Source organism: Thiohalospira halophila DSM 15071, from assembly GCF_900112605.1.
Lineage (GTDB): Bacteria > Pseudomonadota > Gammaproteobacteria > Thiohalospirales > Thiohalospiraceae > Thiohalospira > Thiohalospira halophila.
This window is the reverse complement of record NZ_FOMJ01000013.1, coordinates 1-21,661: the sequence shown is the minus strand read 5'-3', so window position 1 is coordinate 21,661 and position 21,661 is coordinate 1. Positions and strand designations below refer to the sequence as shown.

The 21,661-nt window shown below is 66.5% G+C and carries 21 protein-coding genes, 2 tRNA genes and 1 pseudogene; 10 read left to right on the top strand and 14 right to left on the bottom strand.

Going from position 1 to position 21,661, the window contains the following annotated elements; genetic code table 11:
* Positions 1–21: 21 nt before the first annotated feature.
* The 10 genes from flgJ to BM272_RS12935 all read right to left on the bottom strand — a co-directional run bounded on the left by flgJ (position 22) and on the right by BM272_RS12935 (position 8,538).
* The gene (gene flgJ, locus BM272_RS12980) at positions 22–939 is read right to left on the bottom strand and encodes a flagellar assembly peptidoglycan hydrolase FlgJ (protein WP_093429225.1); all 918 of its coding nucleotides are present in this window, start codon (positions 937–939) and stop codon (positions 22–24) included.
* A gap of 9 nt (positions 940–948) precedes the next feature.
* Positions 949–2,037 carry a flagellar basal body P-ring protein FlgI gene (locus BM272_RS12975; RefSeq protein ID WP_240308139.1) on the bottom strand — a complete coding sequence of 363 codons (1,089 nt, stop codon included), beginning with the start codon at positions 2,035–2,037 and terminating at the stop codon, positions 949–951.
* 172 nt (positions 2,038–2,209) lie between these two features.
* Entirely contained in the window at positions 2,210–2,917 is a 708-nt protein-coding gene (locus BM272_RS12970; protein WP_093429223.1) for a flagellar basal body L-ring protein FlgH, read from the bottom strand.
* A 10-nt stretch (positions 2,918–2,927) separates the two neighbouring features.
* Entirely contained in the window at positions 2,928–3,713 is a 786-nt protein-coding gene (flgG, locus tag BM272_RS12965) for a flagellar basal-body rod protein FlgG (protein WP_093429222.1), read from the bottom strand.
* A gap of 15 nt (positions 3,714–3,728) precedes the next feature.
* Positions 3,729–4,469: a flagellar basal-body rod protein FlgF gene (flgF, locus tag BM272_RS12960; protein ID WP_093429221.1), complete on the bottom strand. Its 741-nt coding sequence runs from the start codon at positions 4,467–4,469 to the stop codon at positions 3,729–3,731.
* A gap of 227 nt (positions 4,470–4,696) precedes the next feature.
* Positions 4,697–5,980 (bottom strand): flagellar hook protein FlgE, encoded by a 1,284-nt coding sequence (flgE, locus tag BM272_RS12955; protein WP_093429220.1) that lies wholly within the window; start codon positions 5,978–5,980, stop codon positions 4,697–4,699.
* 30 nt (positions 5,981–6,010) lie between these two features.
* On the bottom strand, positions 6,011–6,703 hold the full coding sequence (locus tag BM272_RS12950; protein WP_093429219.1) for a flagellar hook assembly protein FlgD: 693 nt from the start codon (positions 6,701–6,703) through the stop codon (positions 6,011–6,013).
* 17 nt (positions 6,704–6,720) lie between these two features.
* Entirely contained in the window at positions 6,721–7,164 is a 444-nt protein-coding gene (gene flgC, locus BM272_RS12945; RefSeq protein ID WP_093429218.1) for a flagellar basal body rod protein FlgC, read from the bottom strand.
* Positions 7,164–7,562: a flagellar basal body rod protein FlgB gene (gene flgB / locus BM272_RS12940; RefSeq protein ID WP_093429217.1), complete on the bottom strand. Its 399-nt coding sequence runs from the start codon at positions 7,560–7,562 to the stop codon at positions 7,164–7,166. The genes flgC and flgB overlap by 1 nt, the downstream gene beginning before the upstream one ends.
* A 142-nt stretch (positions 7,563–7,704) precedes the next feature.
* Positions 7,705–8,538: a CheR family methyltransferase gene (locus BM272_RS12935; RefSeq protein WP_093429216.1), complete on the bottom strand. Its 834-nt coding sequence runs from the start codon at positions 8,536–8,538 to the stop codon at positions 7,705–7,707.
* 132 nt (positions 8,539–8,670) lie between these two features.
* On the opposite strand from BM272_RS12935, the gene flgA reads away from it, so the two are divergent.
* The 5 genes from flgA to BM272_RS12910 all read left to right on the top strand — a co-directional run bounded on the left by flgA (position 8,671) and on the right by BM272_RS12910 (position 11,309).
* Positions 8,671–9,387, top strand: coding sequence for a flagellar basal body P-ring formation chaperone FlgA (gene flgA, locus BM272_RS12930; RefSeq protein ID WP_093429215.1), 717 nt, complete (start codon positions 8,671–8,673; stop codon positions 9,385–9,387).
* A gap of 91 nt (positions 9,388–9,478) precedes the next feature.
* Positions 9,479–9,799, top strand: a complete 321-nt coding sequence (gene flgM, locus BM272_RS12925) for a flagellar biosynthesis anti-sigma factor FlgM (protein ID WP_093429214.1) — start codon at positions 9,479–9,481, stop codon at positions 9,797–9,799.
* Positions 9,796–10,293, top strand: coding sequence for a flagella synthesis protein FlgN (locus BM272_RS12920; RefSeq protein WP_093429213.1), 498 nt, complete (start codon positions 9,796–9,798; stop codon positions 10,291–10,293). The genes flgM and BM272_RS12920 overlap by 4 nt, the downstream gene beginning before the upstream one ends.
* A 133-nt stretch (positions 10,294–10,426) precedes the next feature.
* Positions 10,427–11,161: a flagellar brake protein gene (locus BM272_RS12915; protein ID WP_093429212.1), complete on the top strand. Its 735-nt coding sequence runs from the start codon at positions 10,427–10,429 to the stop codon at positions 11,159–11,161.
* 72 nt (positions 11,162–11,233) lie between these two features.
* Positions 11,234–11,309: transfer RNA gene (locus tag BM272_RS12910), tRNA-Ala, on the top strand.
* A gap of 172 nt (positions 11,310–11,481) precedes the next feature.
* On the opposite strand, the gene BM272_RS12905 is transcribed toward BM272_RS12910, so the two are convergent.
* Entirely contained in the window at positions 11,482–12,234 is a 753-nt protein-coding gene (locus BM272_RS12905) for an MBL fold metallo-hydrolase (RefSeq protein WP_093429239.1), read from the bottom strand.
* A 282-nt stretch (positions 12,235–12,516) separates the two neighbouring features.
* On the opposite strand from BM272_RS12905, the gene BM272_RS12900 reads away from it, so the two are divergent.
* The 5 genes from BM272_RS12900 to BM272_RS12880 all read left to right on the top strand — a co-directional run bounded on the left by BM272_RS12900 (position 12,517) and on the right by BM272_RS12880 (position 18,943).
* On the top strand, positions 12,517–13,299 hold the full coding sequence (locus tag BM272_RS12900; protein WP_093429211.1) for a MotA/TolQ/ExbB proton channel family protein: 783 nt from the start codon (positions 12,517–12,519) through the stop codon (positions 13,297–13,299).
* Positions 13,296–14,030, top strand: coding sequence for a flagellar motor protein MotB (locus BM272_RS12895; protein WP_093429210.1), 735 nt, complete (start codon positions 13,296–13,298; stop codon positions 14,028–14,030). Before BM272_RS12900 ends, BM272_RS12895 begins: the two co-directional genes overlap by 4 nt.
* A gap of 79 nt (positions 14,031–14,109) precedes the next feature.
* A complete protein-coding gene (locus BM272_RS12890; RefSeq protein WP_240308138.1) occupies positions 14,110–15,381 on the top strand; it encodes a diguanylate cyclase in 1,272 nt (423 codons plus the stop codon).
* 260 nt (positions 15,382–15,641) lie between these two features.
* On the top strand, positions 15,642–18,830 hold the full coding sequence (locus BM272_RS12885) for a sensor domain-containing protein (protein WP_159433094.1): 3,189 nt from the start codon (positions 15,642–15,644) through the stop codon (positions 18,828–18,830).
* 36 nt (positions 18,831–18,866) lie between these two features.
* Positions 18,867–18,943, top strand: a tRNA-Arg gene (locus BM272_RS12880).
* A 16-nt stretch (positions 18,944–18,959) separates the two neighbouring features.
* Here the strand turns inward: BM272_RS12880 and BM272_RS12875 are convergent.
* The 3 genes and pseudogenes from BM272_RS12875 to BM272_RS13655 all read right to left on the bottom strand — a co-directional run.
* Complete coding sequence (locus BM272_RS12875) at positions 18,960–19,565, bottom strand: lipoprotein intramolecular transacylase Lit (RefSeq protein WP_093429208.1); 606 nt, start codon at positions 19,563–19,565, stop codon at positions 18,960–18,962.
* Between the two features lie 84 nt (positions 19,566–19,649).
* Positions 19,650–21,335: a hypothetical protein gene (locus BM272_RS12870; protein WP_093429207.1), complete on the bottom strand. Its 1,686-nt coding sequence runs from the start codon at positions 21,333–21,335 to the stop codon at positions 19,650–19,652.
* A gap of 170 nt (positions 21,336–21,505) precedes the next feature.
* Positions 21,506–21,661, bottom strand: a pseudogene (locus tag BM272_RS13655) (IS5/IS1182 family transposase); the annotation flags it as partial.

Here is a 21,661-nt window from a genome sequence, read left to right as displayed (position 1 = left end):
ATCCCGTAATAGCGGCCGAGTTCAGGAAACCTTGACCTCGTCGGCGGCCACGGCCGCCAGGGGTTCGCTCTGCATCACCCGCTCCACCTTGTCGGCGTAGTCGGGGTCGGTGGCGTAGCCGGCCTCCTGCAGGCCGCGGATGAAGCCGGACTGGTCGCCCTGCTGCAGGGCCTCGCCGTAGCGCGGATTGGACTTCAGGAAGTCCACATAGTCGCGAAAGCTCTCGGCGTAACTGTCGTAGGCGCGGAAGTCGTCCCGCATGCCCACCATCCGGCCGCCCATGAACTCCCGGGTCTGGATGGAGACGCTGTCTCCCTCCCAGCTACGGTCGGCCTTGATGTTGAAGAGATTGCGGCTGTTGCGGCCGTCCTCGCCCCGGGCCACCTGCTGGCCCCAGCCGGTCTCCAGCGCCGCCTGGGCCACCAGGACCTCGGGGCCCACATCGAGCTCATCCGCCGCGGCCTCGGCCTCCGGCCAGAGCCGACGGACGAAGTCCCGGGCCGAGGCGAATTCCTCGTCGCCCCCGGGCTCACCCTCGCCCGCCGCCTCGGCGGTGGGCGGCACCGGGATGGCGCGCTCAAACTCGTCCTGGATGGTCCGCCCCGCCTCGCCCTCGTCATCGCTGCTGGCACCACCGCCGAGGTGGGGCCGGATCTGATCCTTGATCATGTCGGCGATGCCGAGGCTCTGGCTGTCGGCCAGGCCGTTGGCCAGCTGCTTGTCGTGGAGCTCTTCGAAGGTATCCATGGCATTACTGTCGAAAAGGGCGTTGTCGGGGGAGGCGTCGCGCATGTTCTTGAGCATCATCTGGGTAAAGACGGCCTCGAACTGCTGGGCCACTTCGTCCAGGGCGGCCCGGGCGTCCTCGCGGGCCTTGCCCCGGAGGTTGCCCAGGCCCTGGAAGTCGGTGTAGACGCTGGCGGAAGCGGCTGCGCTCATGGTGGCTCCCTAGATGACCTCGAACTGGGCCCGCAGGGCGCCGGCCTGTTTCAGCGCCTCGAGGATGGCCACCAGGTCCGACGGCGAGGCGCCCACCTCGTTCACCGCGCGCACCAGGGAGTCCAGCTCCACGCCGGGCTCGAAGAGGAACATGGGCGCATCCTCCTGCTCCACGTCCACCTCGCTCTCCGGCGTCACCACCGTCTCGCCCTCGCCGAAGGGGGCCGGCTGGTCGGTCTGGAAGTCCTCGTCGATGGTCACGGTGAGGCTGCCGTGGGAGACCGCCGCCGGCATGACCCGGACGTTGCGCCCCACCACCACGGTCCCGGTCCGCGAGTTGACCACGACCTTGGCCTTGCCCTCGTCGGGGGTGACCTCCAGGTTCTCGATGAGCGAGACGTAGGAGACCCGGCGGGAGGAGTCGTTGGGCGCCCGGACCGCCACCGAGCCGGCATCCCGGGCGCGGGCAGTATTGGGCCCGATACGCTCGTTGATCACCTCCACCACGCGGTGTGCGGTGGTGAAGTCGGGCTCGTGGAGATTGAAGATGAAGCGGTCCTTGCCGCCGAAGCTGGTGGGGACCGCCTTCTCGACGGTGGCACCGCCGGGGACGCGGCCGGCGGAGGGGATGTTCACGGTGACGCTGGAGCCATCCGCCCCCTCGGCGGCCAGGCCGCCCACTACGAGGTTGCCCTGGGCCATGGCGTAGACCTGGCCGTCCACCGCCCGCATGGGCGTCATGAGCAGGGTGCCGCCGCGCAGGCTCTCGGCGTTGCCCAGGGAGGAGACGGTGACGTCGATCTCCTGGCCGGGCTTGGCGAAGGGGGGCAGCTCGGCGCTCACCGTCACCGCGGCGATGTTGCGCAGCTGCATGTTCTGGCCCGCCGGCATGCGCACGCCGAAGCGCTCGAGCATGGAGCGCATGCTCTGGATGGTGAAGGGCGTCTGGCTGGTCTGGTCACCGGTGCCGTTGAGGCCGACCACCAGGCCGTAGCCCACCAGCTGGTTGCTCCGCACGCCCTGGATGTCGGCGACATCCTTGATCCGCATGGCCTCCGCCGAACCCACCAGCAGGAAGGTCAGGAGGAAGGCGACCATCCCGGTCGCGAGCGAGCGTGGCATCGTGCTTGGTTTCATGGTGTTGTCCCGTTCACGAAGGTGGCTGGCCCAATCCATTCAATCGCCATGCCATTCTTTCAGGGCATTGCTCATCAAGGACTTGCGCCCACTCCCGCCGGCCGATGGCTGGCCGGCGGCAAGGGCTTGCCGGTCAGAAGGGCCAGACGCTGCCGAGGAAGCGGGTGAGCCAGCCCTTCTCGGAGGCATCCGCCAGCATGCCGGTTCCCTCGTAGGTGATCTGGGGGTCGGCCACCCGGGAGGAGGGCACGGTGTTCTCGGCGGTGATATCCCGCGGCCGCACGATGCCGGAGAAGCGGATGTGCTCGTCGCCGCCGGTGAGCGAGAGGACCTTCTCCCCGCGCACTACCAGATTGCCGTTGGCCAGGACCTCCACCACGGTGACGGTGATGTCGCCCTGGAGGCTGTTGCTCTGGCTGGAATCGCCGCCGCCCTCGAACTCGCTGTTGGACCCGATACCGAGGCTCAGGTTGTTGTCCTCGTTGCTGTCCAGGGGCAGGACGCCGGGCGCGTTGAACTGGGGCGCCGCACCCAGGATGTTGGGATTCTCCATCTCCATGGAGTTGGTCCGATTGGTGGCGGCGTTGTTGCTCTTGCTGGCGCTGGTGGTCTCGTCCAGCTGGACCGTCAGGATGTCCCCCACCCCGGCGGCACGCTGGTCGCCGTAGAGCCCCATGTTGTTGCCCTGGGCGTAGAGGCCGCCGGGATTGGCGTCCTGCTGCGGCTCGGCGGCCACCGGGCGCACCGGCGAGTAGGCCGGATCGCGCTTGGCCATGTCGGGGCTGGTGGTGCAACCGGTGGCGGCCACCAGGCCGAGGACAATGAGAATACGGCGAGTCATGGCGGCCCCCTTAGAGCTGCTGGTTGGCGTACTGGAGCATCTCGTCGGCCGCCGAGATGGCCTTGGAGTTCATCTCGTAGGCGCGCTGGGTCTCGATCATCCCCACCAGCTCCTGGACCGAACTCACGTTGGAGCCCTCCACGTAGCCCTGGAGGATCTGGCCCAGGCCGTCCTGCCCCGGGATGCCGGCCTGGGGCGCCCCGGAAGCGGCGGTCTCCACGTACTGGTTCTCCCCGATGGGCTGAAGCCCGGTGGGATTGACGAAGTTCACCGTCTCCAGATTGCCGACGATCTGGGTACCGGCCTCGCCCGGTGTGGTGACACTCACCGTCCCGTCGCTGCCGATATCCACACTCTGGGCGTTCTCGGGGATGTTGATGCCCGGCTGGACCTGGTAGCCGTTGGAGGTCACCAGCTGGCCATCGCTGTTCAGCTGGAACTGGCCGTCCCGGGTGTAGGCAACCTCGCCATTGGGCCGCAGGACCTGGAAGAAGCCCTGCCCCTGGATGGCGACATCGAGGTTGTTACCGGTGGACTGGACATCGCCCTGAGTGTGGAGCTTCTGGGTGGCGACGGTGCGGACACCGCTGCCGAGCATCAGCCCCGAGGGGAGCTGGGTGTCCTGGGTGGTCTGGGCTCCGGGCTGACGCACATTCTGGTAGATGAGGTCCTCGAAGACGGCGCGGTCCTTCTTGAACCCCACCGTGGAGACGTTGGCCAGGTTATTGGAGATGGTGTCCAGCTTCTTCTGCTGGGCTTCGACACCGGTACTGGCGATTGCAAGCGAACGATTCATTGGTACTACCCCCGGTTACTGAAGCCGCATGACCTGGGCGGTGGACTGGGCATTGTCATCCGCCGCCTTCATGACCTTGACCTGCATCTCGTGCTTGCGCTGGAGCTCGATCATCTGCACCAGCGATTCCACGGGGCTGACATTGCTGCCTTCCAGGGCACCGGCCACCACGCGGACCTCACCATCCGCCGGAGCAGGCTCCCCATCGGCGCGGCGCAGGAGGCCGTCGTTGCCCTTCCGGAGGTCTTCCAGGTCGGGATTCACCAATTGCAGGCGGTCCACAACGGCCACCGCATTGGGCGGCGCCCCCTCGGGCTGGACGGTGATGCTGCCGTCGGCCCCGATCTCGATGCTGGAATTCGGCGGCACGGCCACCGGTCCGTTCTCCCCGAGCACCGGCTGGCCGGCCCCGTTCTCCAGGATGCCGCCGGCACTCACGCGGAAGTCACCGCGCCGCGTATAGGCGGGCTCGCCCTGTTCATCCTGGACGGCAAAGAAGCCCTCCCCCTGGATGGCAACGTCGAGATCCCGGCCGGTGCTCTGCAGCGGGCCGGCCTCGAAGTTGATTCCCGGCCGCTCCACCTGGGCGTAGGCGCGGCTGTTATAGCCCGGGCCCTGCACCGGCATGCTGCGGAACTGGGCGAAATCCTCGCGAAAGCCGGGCGTGCTGGCGTTGGCGAGGTTGTTGTTCGTGGACTCCAGGGAGCGCATGGCGTGCTTGGCGCCGGTCATCCCGATGTAGAGCATCCGATCCATCTTGGCTTTGCTCCAATGGCTGACTTTGCCCTCTCGGATGCAGGCTGCGTGCCAACAAATGGGCGGCAGGAATTAACGAGAATTTTCAGTGAATTGCGAGGCCTGGAACAATGTGATGGAGCTGGTGGCGGGGGCTGCTGCCGGCAAGGGGTTGCCGAAGAGGAAGGGGAACGGCAACGAGCCCCGGGGCGTTGCCGCCGCCGGGGCTCGTCGGGGGTGGGCCTGGGCTAGCGCAGGTTGATGAGGGTCTGGGTGATGGTGTCCTGGGTCTGGATGGTCTTGGAGTTGGCCTGGTAGTTCCGCTGGGCGGTGATCAGGCTCGTCAGCTCCTCGGCCAGGTCGACGTTGGAGGCCTCCACGGCGCCGGACTGGATCAGGCCCAGGTTGCTGGTTCCGGGCTGACCCAGTAGCGGCTCCCCGGAGTCTGAACTCTCCGTCCAGGCGGTATCACCATCCGGCTGCAGGCCCTGCGGATTGGAGAAATTGGAGAGCGCGATCTGGCCCAGTTCCTGAGAATCCCCGTTAGTATAGTTCGCTAGGGCAACGCCCTGGTCATTGATGCTAATCCCGGTGAGAAGACCGGAGGCATAGCCGTCCTGATTCAACCGGTTGGTGGCGGAGTCCTTGGCGTACTGGGTGGCACCGGAAAAATCCACTTGAATGGGATTGAGATCTGCGGAGCCATTGTTAAACGAAAAATCGTAATCCATTACACCTCCGCCGTCCGAGGTTGTCTCATCCAGGTCGCCATTGTCAGTAAATTCTAGACGGCGCGCCTGCTGCACTCCCGGAAATTCAGTCAGGTCCCCATTCGGATCGTACTGGTCGGCACCCGGATTCGTTACCTCACCGTCGGCCATCTGCGTATAGACATCCCACGTGTTGTCCGACACCTTGCGGAAGTACATTCTCATTTCATGCTGCGACCCCAGAGAGTCATAAACCGTCTGAGAGGTCGAATAATTGTAGCTCTCTGTCTCATCTGGGTCGAAAGTCGCCACGGGAGGTACATCATTATCCGCATTGAGGTTCAGGCCTACCTCGGAGGTCGTGGTAGGTGCGGGCTCCCCCTCCTCGGTAGAGAGGCGAAGGTCCTGAAGCTGTCCGGTGTTGAAGGTACCGTCCCCGTTGGGGGGGAAGACCTGTAGCCGCTGGTCGCGACCGTTGACCACGTAACCCTCGTCGTCCGGCGAGAACTGGCCGGCCCGGGTGTACTTCTCCGCACCCTGATCGCTGACCGTAAAGAAGCCCTTGCCGGAGATGGCCAGGTCGAGGTTGTTGTCGGTGTACTCGATGTTGCCCTCGTTCATCTGCTGCTGGATCTGCGAGGTGCGCACACCGTTGCCGGAGGCCAGCCGGCTGATCCCCTGGTAGGAGGCGGCGTAGACGTCGACGAACTCCGCCCTCGACCGTTTAAAACCCGTCGTGCTGGCGTTGGCGATGTTGTTACCCGTGACACTGAGGTCCTGCGAGGCGGCATTGAGGCCGCTCAATCCGATACGGAAGGACATGGCAGTTCACTCCTTTCCCTTGCGAAGTCGTTACATGATCTCCTGGATCTTGTCCAGGCCCATTGTCTCGCCGCCGGCCAGGTTCAGCTTCATCCCCTGACCGCCGGATCCCATGGAGACGCTATCCACCCGTGCCAGCACGGAGGTCTCCAGGCTCTTGTTCTGTCCCTCCTGCAGCCCCTCGGCACTTATCTCGTAATTGCCGGGCGGCAGGGAATTGCCGTCATTATCGGTCCCGTCCCAGCTGAAGAAGTGGCGCCCCTCGGGGAGCTGCCCCATCTGGATATTGCGAACCTCCTGGCCGGCGCCGTTGTAGACCGACACCGAGACGTCCTGGGCGCTGGAATCCAGCTGGATGGCGCCGCCAGCCGCATTCTCGCCGTCATAGCGGACCGATTCCCCCGGTGCCAGGACCGACCGGCCGATCATGGAGGAGGCCTGCAGCGCCTGATTGGAGCTCAGATCCTCCGCCAGGTCGGTGAAGGTCTCGGTGAGTTCCTTCATGCCCTGGGCCTGGCTGAAGGTCGCCATCTGGCTCATGAACTCCCCGTTGTCCTGGGGGCTCGTGGGATCCTGGTTCTCCAGCTGCGCCATCATGAGCTCCAGGAACTGGTCCTGGCCCACCGAGGCGGGATCGCTGTCCTCCTTCTTGTTCTCCTCCCGGTTACTGGTCAGCCCCAACTGCTCGTAGGGGTTCTTCCCCGAGGTGGGATCGATGGCCATGGTCCATTTCCTCCTGGCTAGCGGCCCATCTGCAGGGTCCGCATGTACATCTGCTTGGCCGAGTTGAAGACCTCCAGATTGCTCTCGTAGGAGCGCTGGGCGGAGATCAGGTTGGCCATCTCCTCCATGGGATTGACGTTGGGCTTGAAGATGTAGCCCTCCTCGTTCGCCATGGGATGACTGGGGTCGTACTGCTGCTGCAGGGGCGCCTCGCTCTCCACGATCTCGCGCACCCGCACCCCGGCGCTTGCCTCGCCGATGCCGGTGCCGCCATTACCGCCGGCCGCCGCCTGCTCCTGGCGATAGACCGCCTCGAAGACCGGCTGCCGGGCCCGGTAGGTTTCGCCGGTACTGCTGCTCACGGTGTCGGCATTGGCCAGGTTGCTGGAGGTCACGTTCATCCGCAGCCGCTGGGCCGTCATTGCCGAACCGGCGGTATCAAACATGCTGAAGAAGGACATCAGCCCTGGCCTCCCGCCGCCTTGTTGAGGGTGGAAAAGGTCCCCTCCACGAACTGCAGAGACGCCATGTAGCGCATGCTGTTCTCGGAGAAGCGGGTCTGCTCCTTGGCCGCATCCACGGTGTTGCCGTCGATGGAGGGCTGGAAGGGGACGCGATACTGGAGCTCGCCGGCCTGGCCGCCGGGACCACCGAGGTGGCCCTCGCTGGTCGTCGCCATGGTCAGGCCCTCACGACGCCCCAGCTCCGCCCGCATGGCCCCCTCGAAGTCGATATCCCGGGCCTTGTAGTTGGGCGTATCCGCATTGGCGAGATTGGCCCCGAGCACCTGGGAGCGCTGGTGGGCCAGCTTCATGGCCTGGGGGTGGATCCCCAGGGCGTCGTCGACACTGATGGCCATGTGCATTCCTCCGGCGTTGCCTTTGCCCGGAGAAATGCAACGGGTGTGCCATCTTTCTGGTTCTTTTTATATCAAGGAGTTACGGGGATCTTGCTGCGGCAACAGGGTTTGCCGGGCGGCAAGGGGTTGCCGCCGGAAGGGCTCAACCGCGCAGGCGGTAGAGGACGCCGCCACCGGCCCGGACCAGTTCGTAGGCGTCGGAGTAGCCGGTCACCGACTCCGAGGAGCCGAGGATGAGGTAGCCACCGGGGTTCAGCTGCTTGGCCAGCCGCCCCAGGATGTCCCGCTTGAGGTCGGCGGAGAAGTAGATGAGGACGTTGCGGCAGAAGATGATGTCGAACTTGCCGTAGCTGGAGAAGCTCGCCATGAGGTTCCCCTCGCGGAAGCTCGTGCGCTTGCGGATGGACTCGTTGGCCTGCCAGCAGTCGCCCTTCTCGGTGAAGTACTTGTCCTGCCGCTCCTTGTCCAGCCCGCGCGCCACGGCGAGCTTGTCGTAACAGGCCTCCTTGGCGTCACGGACCATGCTCGGGGAGATGTCCGTACCCAGGATCTCGGCGTCCCGGGGCATGGCTCCGGGATGAGCCCGCTGATACTCGTCGATTACGATGGAGATGGAGAAGACCTCCTGCCCCGAGGAGCAGGCGGCCGACCAGATCCGGAGCGGCCGGTTCAAACGCTGGGCCGTAAGCTCCGGAAGGATGTGATCGGAGAGCTGCCGGAAGGGGACCTTGTCCCGGAACCAGGAGGTCTCGTTGGTGGTCATGGCATCGATGATCTTCTCCTTGAGCCCGGCGGGCCGGCCGGCCTTGATGGCGCGGACCAGCTCGCTGAGGCTCTCGATGCCGTTCTCCCGCATCAGCCGGCTCAGCCGACTGTTGACCAGGTACTGCTTGTTGGCCCCCAGGGTGATCCCCGCCGAGTCCTCCAGGAAGAGGCGGAAGCTCTCGTATTCGTCGTCACTGAACTGCTGGGTCATCTCTGGGCGTTCCCGGGCCTGCGGGGCTAGTGTGGGGTTCATTGTAGAACGAACGAGCAAATTGCCGAAATCCGGAGCGGATCCGTGACGGTTGTTGCACCGCCACCCCGGCTGGCGCAAACTCAAGTTCCTATGCAGACCCTCGCCCCGCTCTCCCTACTCCGGATCCTGCTCGTCGCCCTGCTGTTCGCTTCCGCCGCCCAGGCGCAGGAGGACGAGGCCATCCAGAGCCCGGCCTCCATCGAGCGCGCCATCGAGGCCTTCGTGGTCCATCAGGTCCCGGACCGGGATGGCCGGCTGGAGATCGAAGTAGGCTATATCGACCCGCGGCTTCGGCTGACGCAGTGCGGCCACGAGCCGGAGGTCTTCCTGCCACCGAACACGCAGCTATCCGGACGCGCCACGGTAGGCGTGCAGTGCCAGACGCCGGAACGCTGGCGGGTCTACATCCCGGTGGAGGTGCGCCACATGATCCCGGTGGTGGTAGCGCGCAATCCGATCTATCGGGGGGAGACGGTGGAGCGGGGTGATCTCGGTCAGGAGTCCCGGGATACCTCGGGACTTCGGGGTGGCCACTTCACGGATCCGGGAGAGGTCGCCGGCCAGCAGGCCGAGCGCCGGCTGCGGCCGGGCCGGGTGATCAGCGGACGGGACGTGGCACCACCGATCCTCGTCGAGCGTGGCGCCCGGGTAACCATCACCGCCGGCAGCGGCGGCTTTGCCGTCTCCGTGAAGGGCGAGGCGCTGGCCGACGGCCGCAAGGGGGAGACCATCCCGGTACGCAACCTCTCCTCGGAGCGCGAGGTGGACGCCGAGGTAGTCGGCCCGGGGCGCGTACAGGTACGCTGATCCGGTTCTCGACTTTTTTCGGATCCGGCCCTAAAGGTTTCCCGGCTCCGGCCGCTACCGAGGGCAACAACCCCGCAAGCGGTTAACGAATATGGCTATCGAATTCAACAATCGGGTCCTCCCCGGACAGACCCGTATCAACGAACGGGACTCCACCCGTCCGGAGAGCGGCAGTGGCGAGAATGCCGCCACGAAGAGCTCCGGGAGCGCCGGTGACAAGGTCAGCTTCACCGATGTCGCCTCCCGGCTCCAGAGCCTGGAGGCCGCCATGGCGCAGGAGCCGGCCGTGGATCCCCATCGCGTGGAGTCGGTCCGTCAGTCCATTGAGGACGGCACCTTCGAGGTCAATGCCGAGTCCATCGCTAGTCGCCTGATGGAGATGGATCAGGACCTGGGGAACAACGGCGAATGAGCGCCCCCGACCGCCTCCTCCGGACGCTGAAGGAGCAGCTCGAGCGCGAGGAAGGGCTGATGGCCGAACTGGAGTCGGCCCTGGAGGCGGAGAGCAGCGCCCTCGCCCGGCGTGATGCCACGCCACTGGACGAGGCAGTCGCCCGCAAGCAGGCCGCGCTGGAGGGCCTCGGCGAGGCCGTCAACCAGCGCCTGCGCTGGATGCAGAGCCAGGGGCTGGAAGCCGGCCTGGAGGGCATCCGCGCCGCCGCCGGGGAGACCGACCCCGACCTCCCGGACCGCTGGGAAGCACTGGCCCAGCGGCTGGAGGCCGCCCAGCAGCAGAACGAGATCAATGGCCAGATCCTGGAGGCCACCCGCCAGGGGGTCGAGGAGCTGCTGACCATCTTCCGCTCGCCGGCGCCCAAGGCCGATGCGGGCGTCGAACTCTACACCGCCGGCGGACGCAGCGGCGTTCGTCGGGGCCCCTCCGGCGGAAGCCTCACCCAGGCCTAGGGGCACCACCCTCCCCTCTTCCATCCACCTCGATGCCTCCTCCAGCTTCCTGGTGACGGCTTCGCGGTGTGCAAAACGTGGCCATCCCCGCTAAACTGCCGCCGCCGCGCACTCAAAACGTTCTGGAATCACCTTGGGCTCCCTGGCAGACAACGATAACCACATCACTCGGCCCCACCAGATCGTCGGCATCCTCCGCCGGCTGGCGGACGGGCGCCATATCGTGAACGTCAGCACCCCCTTTGGCGGAAACCAGATCCATACCAGCGCCATCCTCGACGTCAATGCCGAGCGCGGTTACCTCCTGCTGGACGAACTCAATCCCCCACCCTCGACTTATGACGGCCTCACCGAGCGCCGGGTCGGGATCTTCGCGCAACTTGGCGGGGTGGACGTGAGCTTCTCCACGACGGTGTCGCGGGTGGGGCGCGAGGACGGGACCCCCTGGCTGCTGCTGGCCTTGCCGGAACATCTGCTCTACCAGCAGCGCCGGGAGCACTTCCGGGCCGCAGCCAGCTCCGCCGATCCCATCCCGGTCCGACTGGGTCTGGAGGGGCGCGAGGGCCCCATGATCCAGGGCGAACTCGCCGACATCTCCATCGGCGGTCTCGGAGTCCGCATGGACAGCCGTGTCCAGATTCCGGAAGACTTCGGGCACGGAACCCTGATCCCGTACGCGGCCGTAGACGTCCCCGGTCAATCCCGTCCCCTGGAATGCAAGCTGGAAGTGCGCGCCGTGCGCGAGGATACCGATAACAGGCGGCGGCAGATCGGCCTGCGTTTCATCGACCTCGACCCCCGCAGCGAGCGACAGGTGGAAAAGCTGGTTTTCGCCATGGATCGGGAGCAGCGCCGGCGGGGCACGTGACTCCTGAATCCGGAGCCTCCTTTACAACGGCCGGTCACCGCCCTATCATGCCGGCTTCCCGTTCAGGGACCCGGGGCCGTAGCTCAGCTGGGAGAGCGTCGCGTTCGCAACGCGAAGGTCAGGGGTTCGATCCCCCTCGGCTCCACCAATCATCTCTTGCGATCAGGCACTTGAAGCGGTAGAGAGACCGTATCCAGCGGGTGTCTGCTTCCCTTGGAATCCGTTCCCGCGCCTGCTCGGCGGTGCGGGAACGGGCTTCCTGCCTCGCGGAACACCGCTAGCACCCTGTCGCTCATGGGCACTGGCTGGCGAATGCCCCCTCAGCCCTGCGTATCCGCCTCGCAGAGCCGCTGCTTGTGGTCCGGCATGTTATCCGGGCAATCGCCGCAGGCCTCGTTGCCGGGCAGGGCCCAGTCGATCTTCTGGGGGTACGGCAGATCCATGCCGTCCATGATGGCCACGAACTCCGCCTCGCTTTTGCCCTTGCCCAGACGCGGATTGCGCGCCTTCTCCTGACTGATGGTGGTGATGCAGCGCTCCTCGTAGTCGTGGCACGGGTAGACCAGGGTCTCGTCCGGCAGGTTAAAGAACTTGTCGTGGATGCTCCGGTAGAGGGTCGACGCATCCCCCGACTGGAAATCGGTACGACCGCACGCCTCGATGAGCAGGGCATCCCCGGAGAAGAGCATCTTCAGGCCCGCGTTATCCAGCAGGTAGGCGTGGTGGGTATCGGTGTGCCCCGGGGTGTAGAGGGGATTCACCTCCAGGTGGCCCACCCGTAGCGGCTCGCCCTCGCGCAGGCCGAGGTCGCGGCAGGGAAGATCGTCCATGGCGGGGCCGGCCAGCCGGCAACCGGTCCGGTCGCGCAGCAGCCGCCCGCCGGTGATGTGGTCGGCGTGGATGTGGGTCTCCACGGCGTAGTCCAGCGTCAGCCCCAGCTCCTGGAGCACGGCCAGGTCGCGGTCCACGGTCTCGATGACCGGGTCGATGAGGGCCGTCGTGCCGGTATCACTGCAGTGCAGCAGGTAGGTGTAGGTGGATGATTCGGGTTCGAACAACTGCTTGAAAAGCATGGTGCCTTCCTCTCGGTTCATCAGTTCGACGGTGGTCACGTAGCCATCCTCAAGCGTAGCCCATATGCCTCGCGTGGACGGCCTGCCGGTGGGGTACCGCTTCCGCCGAAGCGGGTCAACTCCGGACGAGGCCTCCGGATTCCCGTTGCTGCCGTCGTTCAGTATTCGCGCCACCCTCTCGGATGAGCGCAGAAAATCCGCTCGAGTTGTTCGAGAATTGACACCAATAAGGCGGGATGCGGTAATCACGCGCTTGCCCACCACCGACAGACCGAGGAATTCGTGGACAAGGCAACCTTCATCGGCTTCCTGCTGGGGATCACCACCGTAGTAGGGGCCATCGTTCTGGGTGGCGACAGCGCCCAGTTCCTGTATCCCCCGGCCCTGCTCATCGTCCTCGGCGGGACCCTGGCCGGGACCCTGATCAAGTTCTCCCTGGGGCAGGTCGGCAACTCCCTGAAGGTCGCCTTCATGGCCTTCCGGCTGCCGAGCGAGAACCCGCGCGACCTCATCGAGCGCAGCAAGGAGATCGCCAACACGGCGCGCAAGAACGGCCTGCTGGCCCTGGAAGACGAGGTCTCGCCCAACGACTTCTACCGCAAGGGGCTGCAGATGCTGGTGGACGGGATGGATCCCGATACCGTCCAGCGCGCCCTGCACGAGGAGCTGGACCACGCCTGGGAGCGCCACGAGATCGGCCAGCGCGTCTTCCGGAGCATCGGCGAGCAGGCGCCCGCCTTCGGCATGATCGGCACCCTGGTGGGGCTGGTGCAGATGCTGGGCAACCTGGAAAACCCCGAGGCCGTGGGGCCCGGCATGGCCGTGGCCCTGCTCACGACCCTCTACGGCGCCGTCTTCGCCCAGCTGGTGGCCATCCCCATCGCCGATAACCTGGAGCAGCGGGCCGAGAGCGAGTACGCCAACCACTCCCTCATCATGGAGGCCATCGGCCTCATCCAGCAGGGGACCAATGCCCGCCTGCTGGACGAGATCCTGGGGGCCTACCTCCCGGGCCGCGAACGCCGGCAGGAGGTGCCGGGCGAGGGCCGGGAGGAGGGCTCGTGAAACGGCGCAAGGCCGCCGGCGGGGCACCGGCCTGGATGACCACCTTCGCCGACCTCATGGCGGTACTGGTGGTCTTCTTCGTCATGCTCTACGCCTTCTCCACCATCGACGCCGAGAAGTACGAACGGATGGCCACGTCCCTCAAGCGGACCCTCAATCCCGAGGCGGCCGGTCAGCCGGCCGACCCCAGTCTCATCGACCTGGAGGGCCACTCCCAGCAACCCTCCTCCATCGAGTCCATAGAGCGCCCGCGACCGTCTCCACGAGAAGAGAGCGGGGAGAAGAAGCGCAGCGAGGTGGTCAACGAGATCCGCAGGGCCCTGCAGGATCCCATCCAGAAGGGATTGATCAAGGTCGCCGCCGGGGAGAGCGGCGTCCTCATCCGCTTTCAGGAACAGGCCATGTTCCGGACCGGCGACGTCCGGATCTCCGAGGGTTTTCGTGGCGCCCTGACCACCCTCGCCCGGATCCTGCAGGGCACGCCCGGCGACGTCCGGGTGGCCGGCCACACCGACGACGTCCCCATCGAGAGTTCGCGCTTTCGCTCCAACTGGGCCCTCTCCGCCGAGCGCGCCGTCTCGGTGGTCCACGCCTTCGAGGACGGCGGGATCCGGTCCGACCGCCTGGTGGTCGAGGGCCACGCCCACACTCGCCCCGTACGCCCCAACGACTCCGCCGACAACCGCGCCCGCAATCGCCGGGTGGACGTCTACATCTTCGAGAACGACTAGCCCGCCATTCGTCGACGGCGAGCCGCCACAAGGCCGGGGAGGTGGACTCCTTCCACCCCCTGCTCTAATGAGGGACTCCATGACCAGTGACTCCCCGCAACATCTCTCCGTCCTGCTCGTCGAGGACAACCCGGCGGACGCCCAGCTTGTACGGGACCTGCTGGAGGCCATTGAAGAGACGACCTTCACCGTCACCACGGTCCACCGCCTTGCCGAGGCCCAGCAGAAGGCGGATGAGGCCGCTTTCGATGTCGTACTCCTCGACATGGGCCTGCCCGACTCCGAGGGCCTGGTCACGGTCCAGGCCTTCCGTGGGGGGCCCGGCAGCCATCTGCCGCTGGTGGTGATGACCGGGCGGGAAGAGGCCCACCTGGGTAGGGAGGCACTCCGCTTCGGAAGCCAGGACTTCCTCCGCAAGCAGGATCTGGCACCACCCATGCTCGAACGGATCCTGCTCTACGCAGTGGAGCGCCATCGCACCCAGCGCCGCCTGGAACTCCTGGCAACCGCCTTCGATAGCGGTCAGGCCGTTCTGATTGCCGATGACCAGCCGCAGATCCTCGAAGTCAACCGCGCCTTCACCGATATCACCGGCTATCCGGCGGAGGAGAGCATCGGGCACAACCCCCGCTTCCTCTCCTCGGGCCTGCACGACGAGGCCTTCTACCAGGCCCTCTGGGAACGGCTGAAAGAGGAGGGACACTGGGAGGGCGAGGTCTGGAACCGGCGCCGCAACGGCGAGGTGTACCCGCAGTGGGAGTCGATCACGTCGGTGGCCGATGCCACCGGCAACTGGACCCACTACGTCGCCGTCTTCCACGACATCAGCGAGCAGAAGCGGCTGGAGGCGGAGCTGGAACGCCTGGCCTCCCACGACCGCCTCACCAACGCCTACAACCGGCACCGGCTCTATGAATACATGAACGAGGCGGCCGCCGCCCGGGATCGCTACGAGACGCCCTTTTCGATCCTCATGTTCGATCTGGACCTGTTCAAGGCCGTCAACGACCAGTGGGGCCACCCTGTGGGTGACGCCGTCCTCCGGGAACTGGTACGACGCAGCCAGGAGAACCTGCGGGAGGCCGACATCCTGGGCCGCTGGGGTGGCGAGGAATTCCTGGTCATCGCCAACCACGCCACCGGGGAAGAGGCCATGGCACTCGCCGAACGCCTGCGTCAAGCGGTGGCCGATGAGCCCTTCCCTACCGCGGGGCGGATAACCGTCAGTATCGGCACTGCCGAGGCCCACGCCGGGGAGAGCCTGGAAAGTCTGGAGGAGCGGGCGGATCGGGCCCTCTACGCCGCCAAGCGCGCCGGACGCAACAGGACCCGGCTCGACGTCCCCGAATAGGTCAAGGGGCCGCCCCGTTCGAGAAGCAGGCCGATTTCCTGCCGACTCTCCCGGCCCCGCGATGCCGGGGTTGGCAGCAGTTGGCGAACAACGAGGGTTCTGAACCACACTCCATGGGAGTTCCTCGTGCCGGCCATTCCCGACCCGAGGGAGGAATGCACACAAGCGCGTCCGGGACGGGGCCACTACCCACGCCACGGACCCCCGAAGGAACCGGCAGCAGCGGCCGGTTCCGGGAACAGGCCAGAGCGGAGTTCACCATGTCGCTGCTACCCCACCAGCCCCTGCGAAACTGGCGCCCCCCGCTGATGGTCGGCGGTACCTACCTGGCCTTTGGCCTGGCCTGGATCCTCCTGTCGGACTGGTTCGTCCACCTCATGATCCCCGATCGGGCCGACGTCACCGTCTGGCAGACCGGGAAGGGGCTGGCCTTCGTCGGACTGAGCACCCTCCTCCTGCTACTGGTTCAGGCGCGCGAGACGGCCCGGACCCGGGCCGCAGACCGCTACTGGAGAGATGTGATCGATCGGTCCAGGGAGGGCTTCTGGCTCATCGACGCCCACGGCAAAACCGTAACCGTCAATCAGGCCATGGCCGACCTCCTCGGCTACCAGCCAGCCGATCTAATCGGCCACAATCCCGCCGCGTTCGCGACCCCGGAGAACCAACCCCGGTTCGAGCGGGAAATCCGCCACGATCTGGCGCTGGAAGGCGAACAGACCGGTTCCGCACCCCGGCGCTACGAGATCACCCTCCGGACACCGTCAGGGGAAGAACGACCGGTCCTCGTTCAATCCAGCGCCCTTTATGATGACACCGGCACACTGACCGGCGCCTACGCCTTCCTGACCGATCTCCGCGATATCCGGCTCCGGGAGCGCGAACTGGAACTCACCCGCCACGCCCTGGAGACCAGCTTCGACGAGATCCTGCGCCTGGACGCCGAGGGAACCGTCCAGGATGCCAACCAGACCGCCTGCGACAACCTCGGCTACCCCCGCGAAGACCTCCTCGGCCGGACCATTGCCGACCTGAACCCCGACTACAGCCTGGCCGACTATCAGCACGCGCTCTGGCCCATGGTGCAGACCCGGGGGAAGGTCGCCGTGGAGACCGGCCACCGGACCCGGGAGGGGCGGGAGTACCCGGTGGAAGCGGGCATCAGCCACGGCGTCTACCGGGGCGAGGAATTCGCCTACTGGGTGGGCCGGGACATCTCACGGCGCAAGGCCGCGGAGGACGCCTACCAGCGTTCCAATCAGGCCCTGCGCGCCCTCTCTCGCTCGAACTCGGCACTGGTCCGCGCCAGGGATGAGCCAACCCTCCTCGAGGAGGTCTGTGCCACCCTGGTGCAGACCCGGGACTACCTCCGGGTCTGGGTCGGACTCCCCGGCGATGACGCCCAGGCCACTCCGGATGGCCCACCCGCGAACCGGCTCCGGGTGGCGGCCTCCGTCGGCGAAGAAGAGGGCGCCCCCTCCCCGGAGGGCCGGCGGATCGCGGCCCGGGCCATGACCGAGGAAACGACCCGGGTCCGGCGCGCCTCGGGGGCGGGTGAACCACCCGGCAACGACGGGGATCCCGATGGGGAGCGGCCCCGGTCGGGCGGGATCGCCGCCCTACCCATCCACTCGACCGAGGCGACGCTCGGCGTTCTCACCGTCCACACCGCGCGCTCCGAGGCCTTCGATGACGAAGAGCTGGCCTTGCTCGAGGAGCTGGCGGCGGACCTCGGCTTCGGGATCCAGGCCCTGCGCGTGCGTGACCAGCGTGACCAGCAGCTGGCCGAACTGCGGCTCGCCGGCGCCGTATTCGAGAACAGCGCGGAGGGGATCCTGATTACCGACCCGGAGCAGCGCATCGAGCGGGTCAACCCCGCCTTCACCGCGATCACCGGCTATCCCGCCACCGAAGTCATGGGCCGGACCCCGGCCCTGCTGCAGTCCGGCCTCCAGGACGAGGCCTTCTACCGCGCCATGTGGTCCGCCATCCGGAGCCAGGGGCACTGGCAGGGCAAGATCTGGAACCGGCGCCGCAACGGCGAGACCTATCCGGAGTTCCTCTCCATCAGCGAGGTCCGCGACGAGGCCGGCCAGCTCGCCCACTACATCGCGAGCTTCGCCGACATCACCCAGGCCCATCGGGCGCGCGAGGAGCTGACCTATCGCACCTACCACGACCCCCTGACCGATCTCCCCAACCGGGACCTCTTCCGCGAACGCCTGCAACGCGCCCTGGCAACGGAGACCGAGGGACTCGCCCTCCTCTTTATCGACCTCAAGGGATTCCGTGCCCTGAACGACACCGTGGGTGCCGAGGCCGGGGATACCGTTCTGCGCCGGATCGCCGGCCGCCTTCAGGAGGCAGTGGGCCATCAGGACACAGTCGCCCGCGTGGGCGGGGACGAATTCTGGGTCCTGCTCCACGGTGCCGATCGGGGGCAGCAGCTGGATAGGTGGGTCGCGCACCTGCTCGCCCTCATCGGCCAACCCCTGGAGCTGGGAGAGCAGACGGTCCGACTGGAGGCCAACATGGGCGTTACGCTGGCCCCCGACGACGGCACCGAGATGGAGTTACTGCTGACCAACGCCGCCACGGCCCTCCATCGCGCCCAGGCCGAGAGTGGCGGTCAGGTCCACTACTTCCGTCCCGAGATGCAGGAGGCGGTCCGCCATCGTGTCCAGCTGGAAGAGGCCCTGAAGGTCGCCATCGGGAACGACGAACTGGCGGTCTGGTTCCAGCCCCAGGTCCGGCTCACCGACGGCACCATCGACGCCATGGAGGCCCTCGTCCGGTGGCACCACCCCGAATGGGGGATGATCTCTCCCGGGGAATTCATCCCTGTCGCCGAGCAGACCGGCCAGGTAGTGGCCATCGGTGACTGGGTTCTCGAGGAGGCATTGCGGCAGATGTCGGAATGGCGCGATGCCGGTTACCAGCTCCCCCGCCTCGCCGTGAACGTAGCGGCTGCCCAGCTCCAGCGCCCGGACTGGCCGGAACGGGTAGAGGCTGCCCTCGAGCGCTGGTCCATCCCTCCGGCGGCCCTGGAACTGGAGATCACGGAGGCCAGCCTGCTGGCGAGCCCCAATGAGGCCCGGGCGGCCCTGGTGCGGCTCAAGGAAATGGGCGTTCGCCAGGCCATTGACGACTTCGGCACTGGCTACAGCTCCCTGGCCTATCTCAAGGAGTTCCCCGTGGACACCCTGAAGATCGACAAGGCCTTCGTGGACGGCCTGCCCGGCGCGGAACACGACCACTCCATCACCGAGGCCATCCTGGCCGTCGCCGGCGCCCTGGGTCAGCAGGTGGTCGCCGAGGGAGTGGAGACCACCAAGCAGGCCGACTGGCTGCGGGAACACCACGTGGACTGGGCGCAGGGCTTCCTCTATTACCGGCCCATGCCGGCTACCGAGCTCATGGCCTGCCTCGACCCTACGCGGACAACTTGAAGCGCTCCGGGCAGGCGGCTATAGTCCCGCCCCTTCGCCTCGATAGCTCAGCTGGATAGAGCATTCCCCTCCTAAGGGAAAGGTCGCAGGTTCGAATCCTGCTCGGGGCGCCACTCCCACCTCCCGTATCTAGCGGAACAGCCCCCGCCGCCGCGGGCGCAGAAACCAGGCCAGCGCCAGGTCGATGGCGATGGCCGTCCCCACCATGGCAGCGATGGAGGATCGGAAGAAGGGTTTGGGCAGGAAGTACCAGGAGAGATCCTCCCGGCTGTTGCTCCAGAGGTCGTTGTCGAAGACCAGCGGATGGAGGAAGTCCACCCAGAAGGTCTTGAAGAAGGGCAGTACCCCCGCCGCCAGCACCACCAGCACCACGGCGTTGATGAGCGCCGCCCGGCCGGCCACCCGGATCCGGAAGAGGAAGACCAGGACCATGGCGAAGATGAGGGCGGTCACCGCCAGGCCGTCCCAGATCCCGCGGACCTCGGTGAGGTGGCGCTTCTCCTTGTCCGACCAGGGCTGCTCCTCCAGTTTCCCGTCGTGGCGGAAAAAGGTGGTGAGCTCCTCTGCCGCCGCCCGCGGCTCGAAGTGCTCGGCGGTCCGGCACTTCTCGATCCAGTCGCACTGGAAGGTGTACCACTGCGGCGTGTAGATCATCGCCGCCAGAGGCAGATAGAGACTGAGAACGAGCAATGAGACCGCCGTCAGCGGCCCGCGCACCGCATCAATGAGATGCATGGGACCTCCCTCTGCCAACCCTGCTGGGCGTTCCGTGAATTCTACCCCATTGGTCGGGCCGCGTCCGCCCCGCCAGTGGGCGGCCTAGTCGACCGCGGACCAGTCCAGGCGCAGATCCCAGGCATCGGGCCCCAGATAGCGATGCTCCGGATCCAGCGGCGGGGTATCCTCGGGGATCTCGCGATAGACGTTCTCCGCCGGGGCGATGGTGGCATCCCGGCCGTGGACGAAGGACTGGGCCTTCGTGATCAGCCAGTAGGCCTTGTTGAGCTTGAGCGCCCGCTCCCGCGAGGGGGTGATGAGTTCGTGCACATCGGCCGCCTTCACCTTCTCGGTGAGCACGTTGCCGTCGTCATCGAACCAGCGCTGCTGCATCTCCTCGTTCTCGCGGAACTCGCTGCCACCACCGACCCGCTCCAGGTACTGCAGGATCTCGCCCTTGTTCTCGGAGATGCTGGGTGCATCGGCCATGCCGCGGGTATCGATGTAGCCCCACCCCTCGGCGCCGGTGACCTTGCGGCCGAAGGCGAAGGTCTGATCGATGGTGGTCCCGATGGTCGTATGGCACCCCATGCAGAACTTCTGCTCCTCGTGGGTCTGGGGGCGCAGCTCGCCGCCGGCATCCTCGATGAAGCCGAGCACCTGCCAGCCGAAGCCGTTGTTGAGGCCGCCGCCCTTCACGGGATGGTAGCGCGGCAGGTTGCCGTCGATCTTCTCCTGGTGCTCGTTGCCGTACATGGCGCGCAGGTCCGCCGGGTCGTAGAAGCGGTGCTTGCGCATGTAGCGGACCTCCTTCATGCGCGGGGCGTTGTCGATCTCGCCATCGTCATTCACGCCGACGTAGCGCACCGTGTGCAGGAACTCCGTTCCGGCGGGGTAGAGCTGCCGCGCCGTGTCTACGTCGTGCGCCCTGCCTACGTAGTGGTCGCGCCAATCGATCGAGGTGGCCGTGCCGCGGTTATCACCGTCCCCGTCCAGGTCGGTGCAGACTGCGGCCTCGTTAATGGGCGGGGTGTCGATCCGGTCGAGCCCCTTGATGGCCATCTCCGCGATGGAGAGGTTGGCCAGGTAGACGTCCCGGGAGGCGTTCGTACCAACCCCGGAGCAGTTCCGCGCCGAGCGGAAGGGCTCCGCCAGACGGATCATGACGTCATCGGTGGAGCCGTTGGTGGGCCAGAAGGTGGAGGGCAACGGCTTGTAGTTGAAGGCGACCCAGCCGCTGCCATCCTTCGCGAAGCCCTGGTCGTCGAAGGCGTCGGCCCCGCTGGCCAAATCCTCGATGACCGGGAAGTAGCCGTCCCAGTCCGTCTCGCCGGCCTCGTAGGCCCGGCGGAAGGGCCGGTAGTTGTCCTCGTGGATGTACTCGATGACGGCCTCGTCGGGGATGGCGGCCACCGCGTCGCGCCGGTCCACAAAGAGGTTGTCCCAGTGGTTGGTCAGGCCGACGTCGGAGAAGTCGTATTCCCCCTGGAGATAGCCGTCGTTCATGGCGTTGGGCCGGCTGCGGTGGGGGTAGCTCTGGTGGCAGGTGTAGCAGGGGTTGTACTCCCCCTCGGTACGCGTATAGCACTGGGAGGTAATGGGCGCCTCGGCGTTGTGGACCTCCCACGCCGGCGGCGGCCCGTCGAACTCCTGGCGGGTGAGGGCCGGCCAGTCCAGACCCTCGTGGGAGGCCCCGTCCGTGGTCTTGCCTTCTCCCCCGCAGCCGGCCAGCAGCAGGAGCGATGCGAGGCCCACCGGCCCGATGCCGTAATGATTGAACGGGTTCATGCGAGAGGCTCCCGCCGCCCTAGGGAACCGCTGAACAAACCAGTTCCGAATTCACAAAAGGCCGATTCCATATCGGATGGCCGGCCAATGGTCGGTCGAGAGCCGTTTTCGGCCCTCGTTGGAGGCCGGGAGACCGGCTCAAAGCCGGTTTCCCGGGCCCCGGCCCGGTCTCAGGACGGACGGGCCCCCTGGGCCAGTAACGTTCGACGGGCCTGGAACCGATTGCCCAGCCCGAACAGCGTGAATAGCTGCGCCTCGTTCTTGAACAGACCCCGGTAACGGGTCCGGCGATGACCAAAGAGGTTCTTCACGACATGGAACGGATG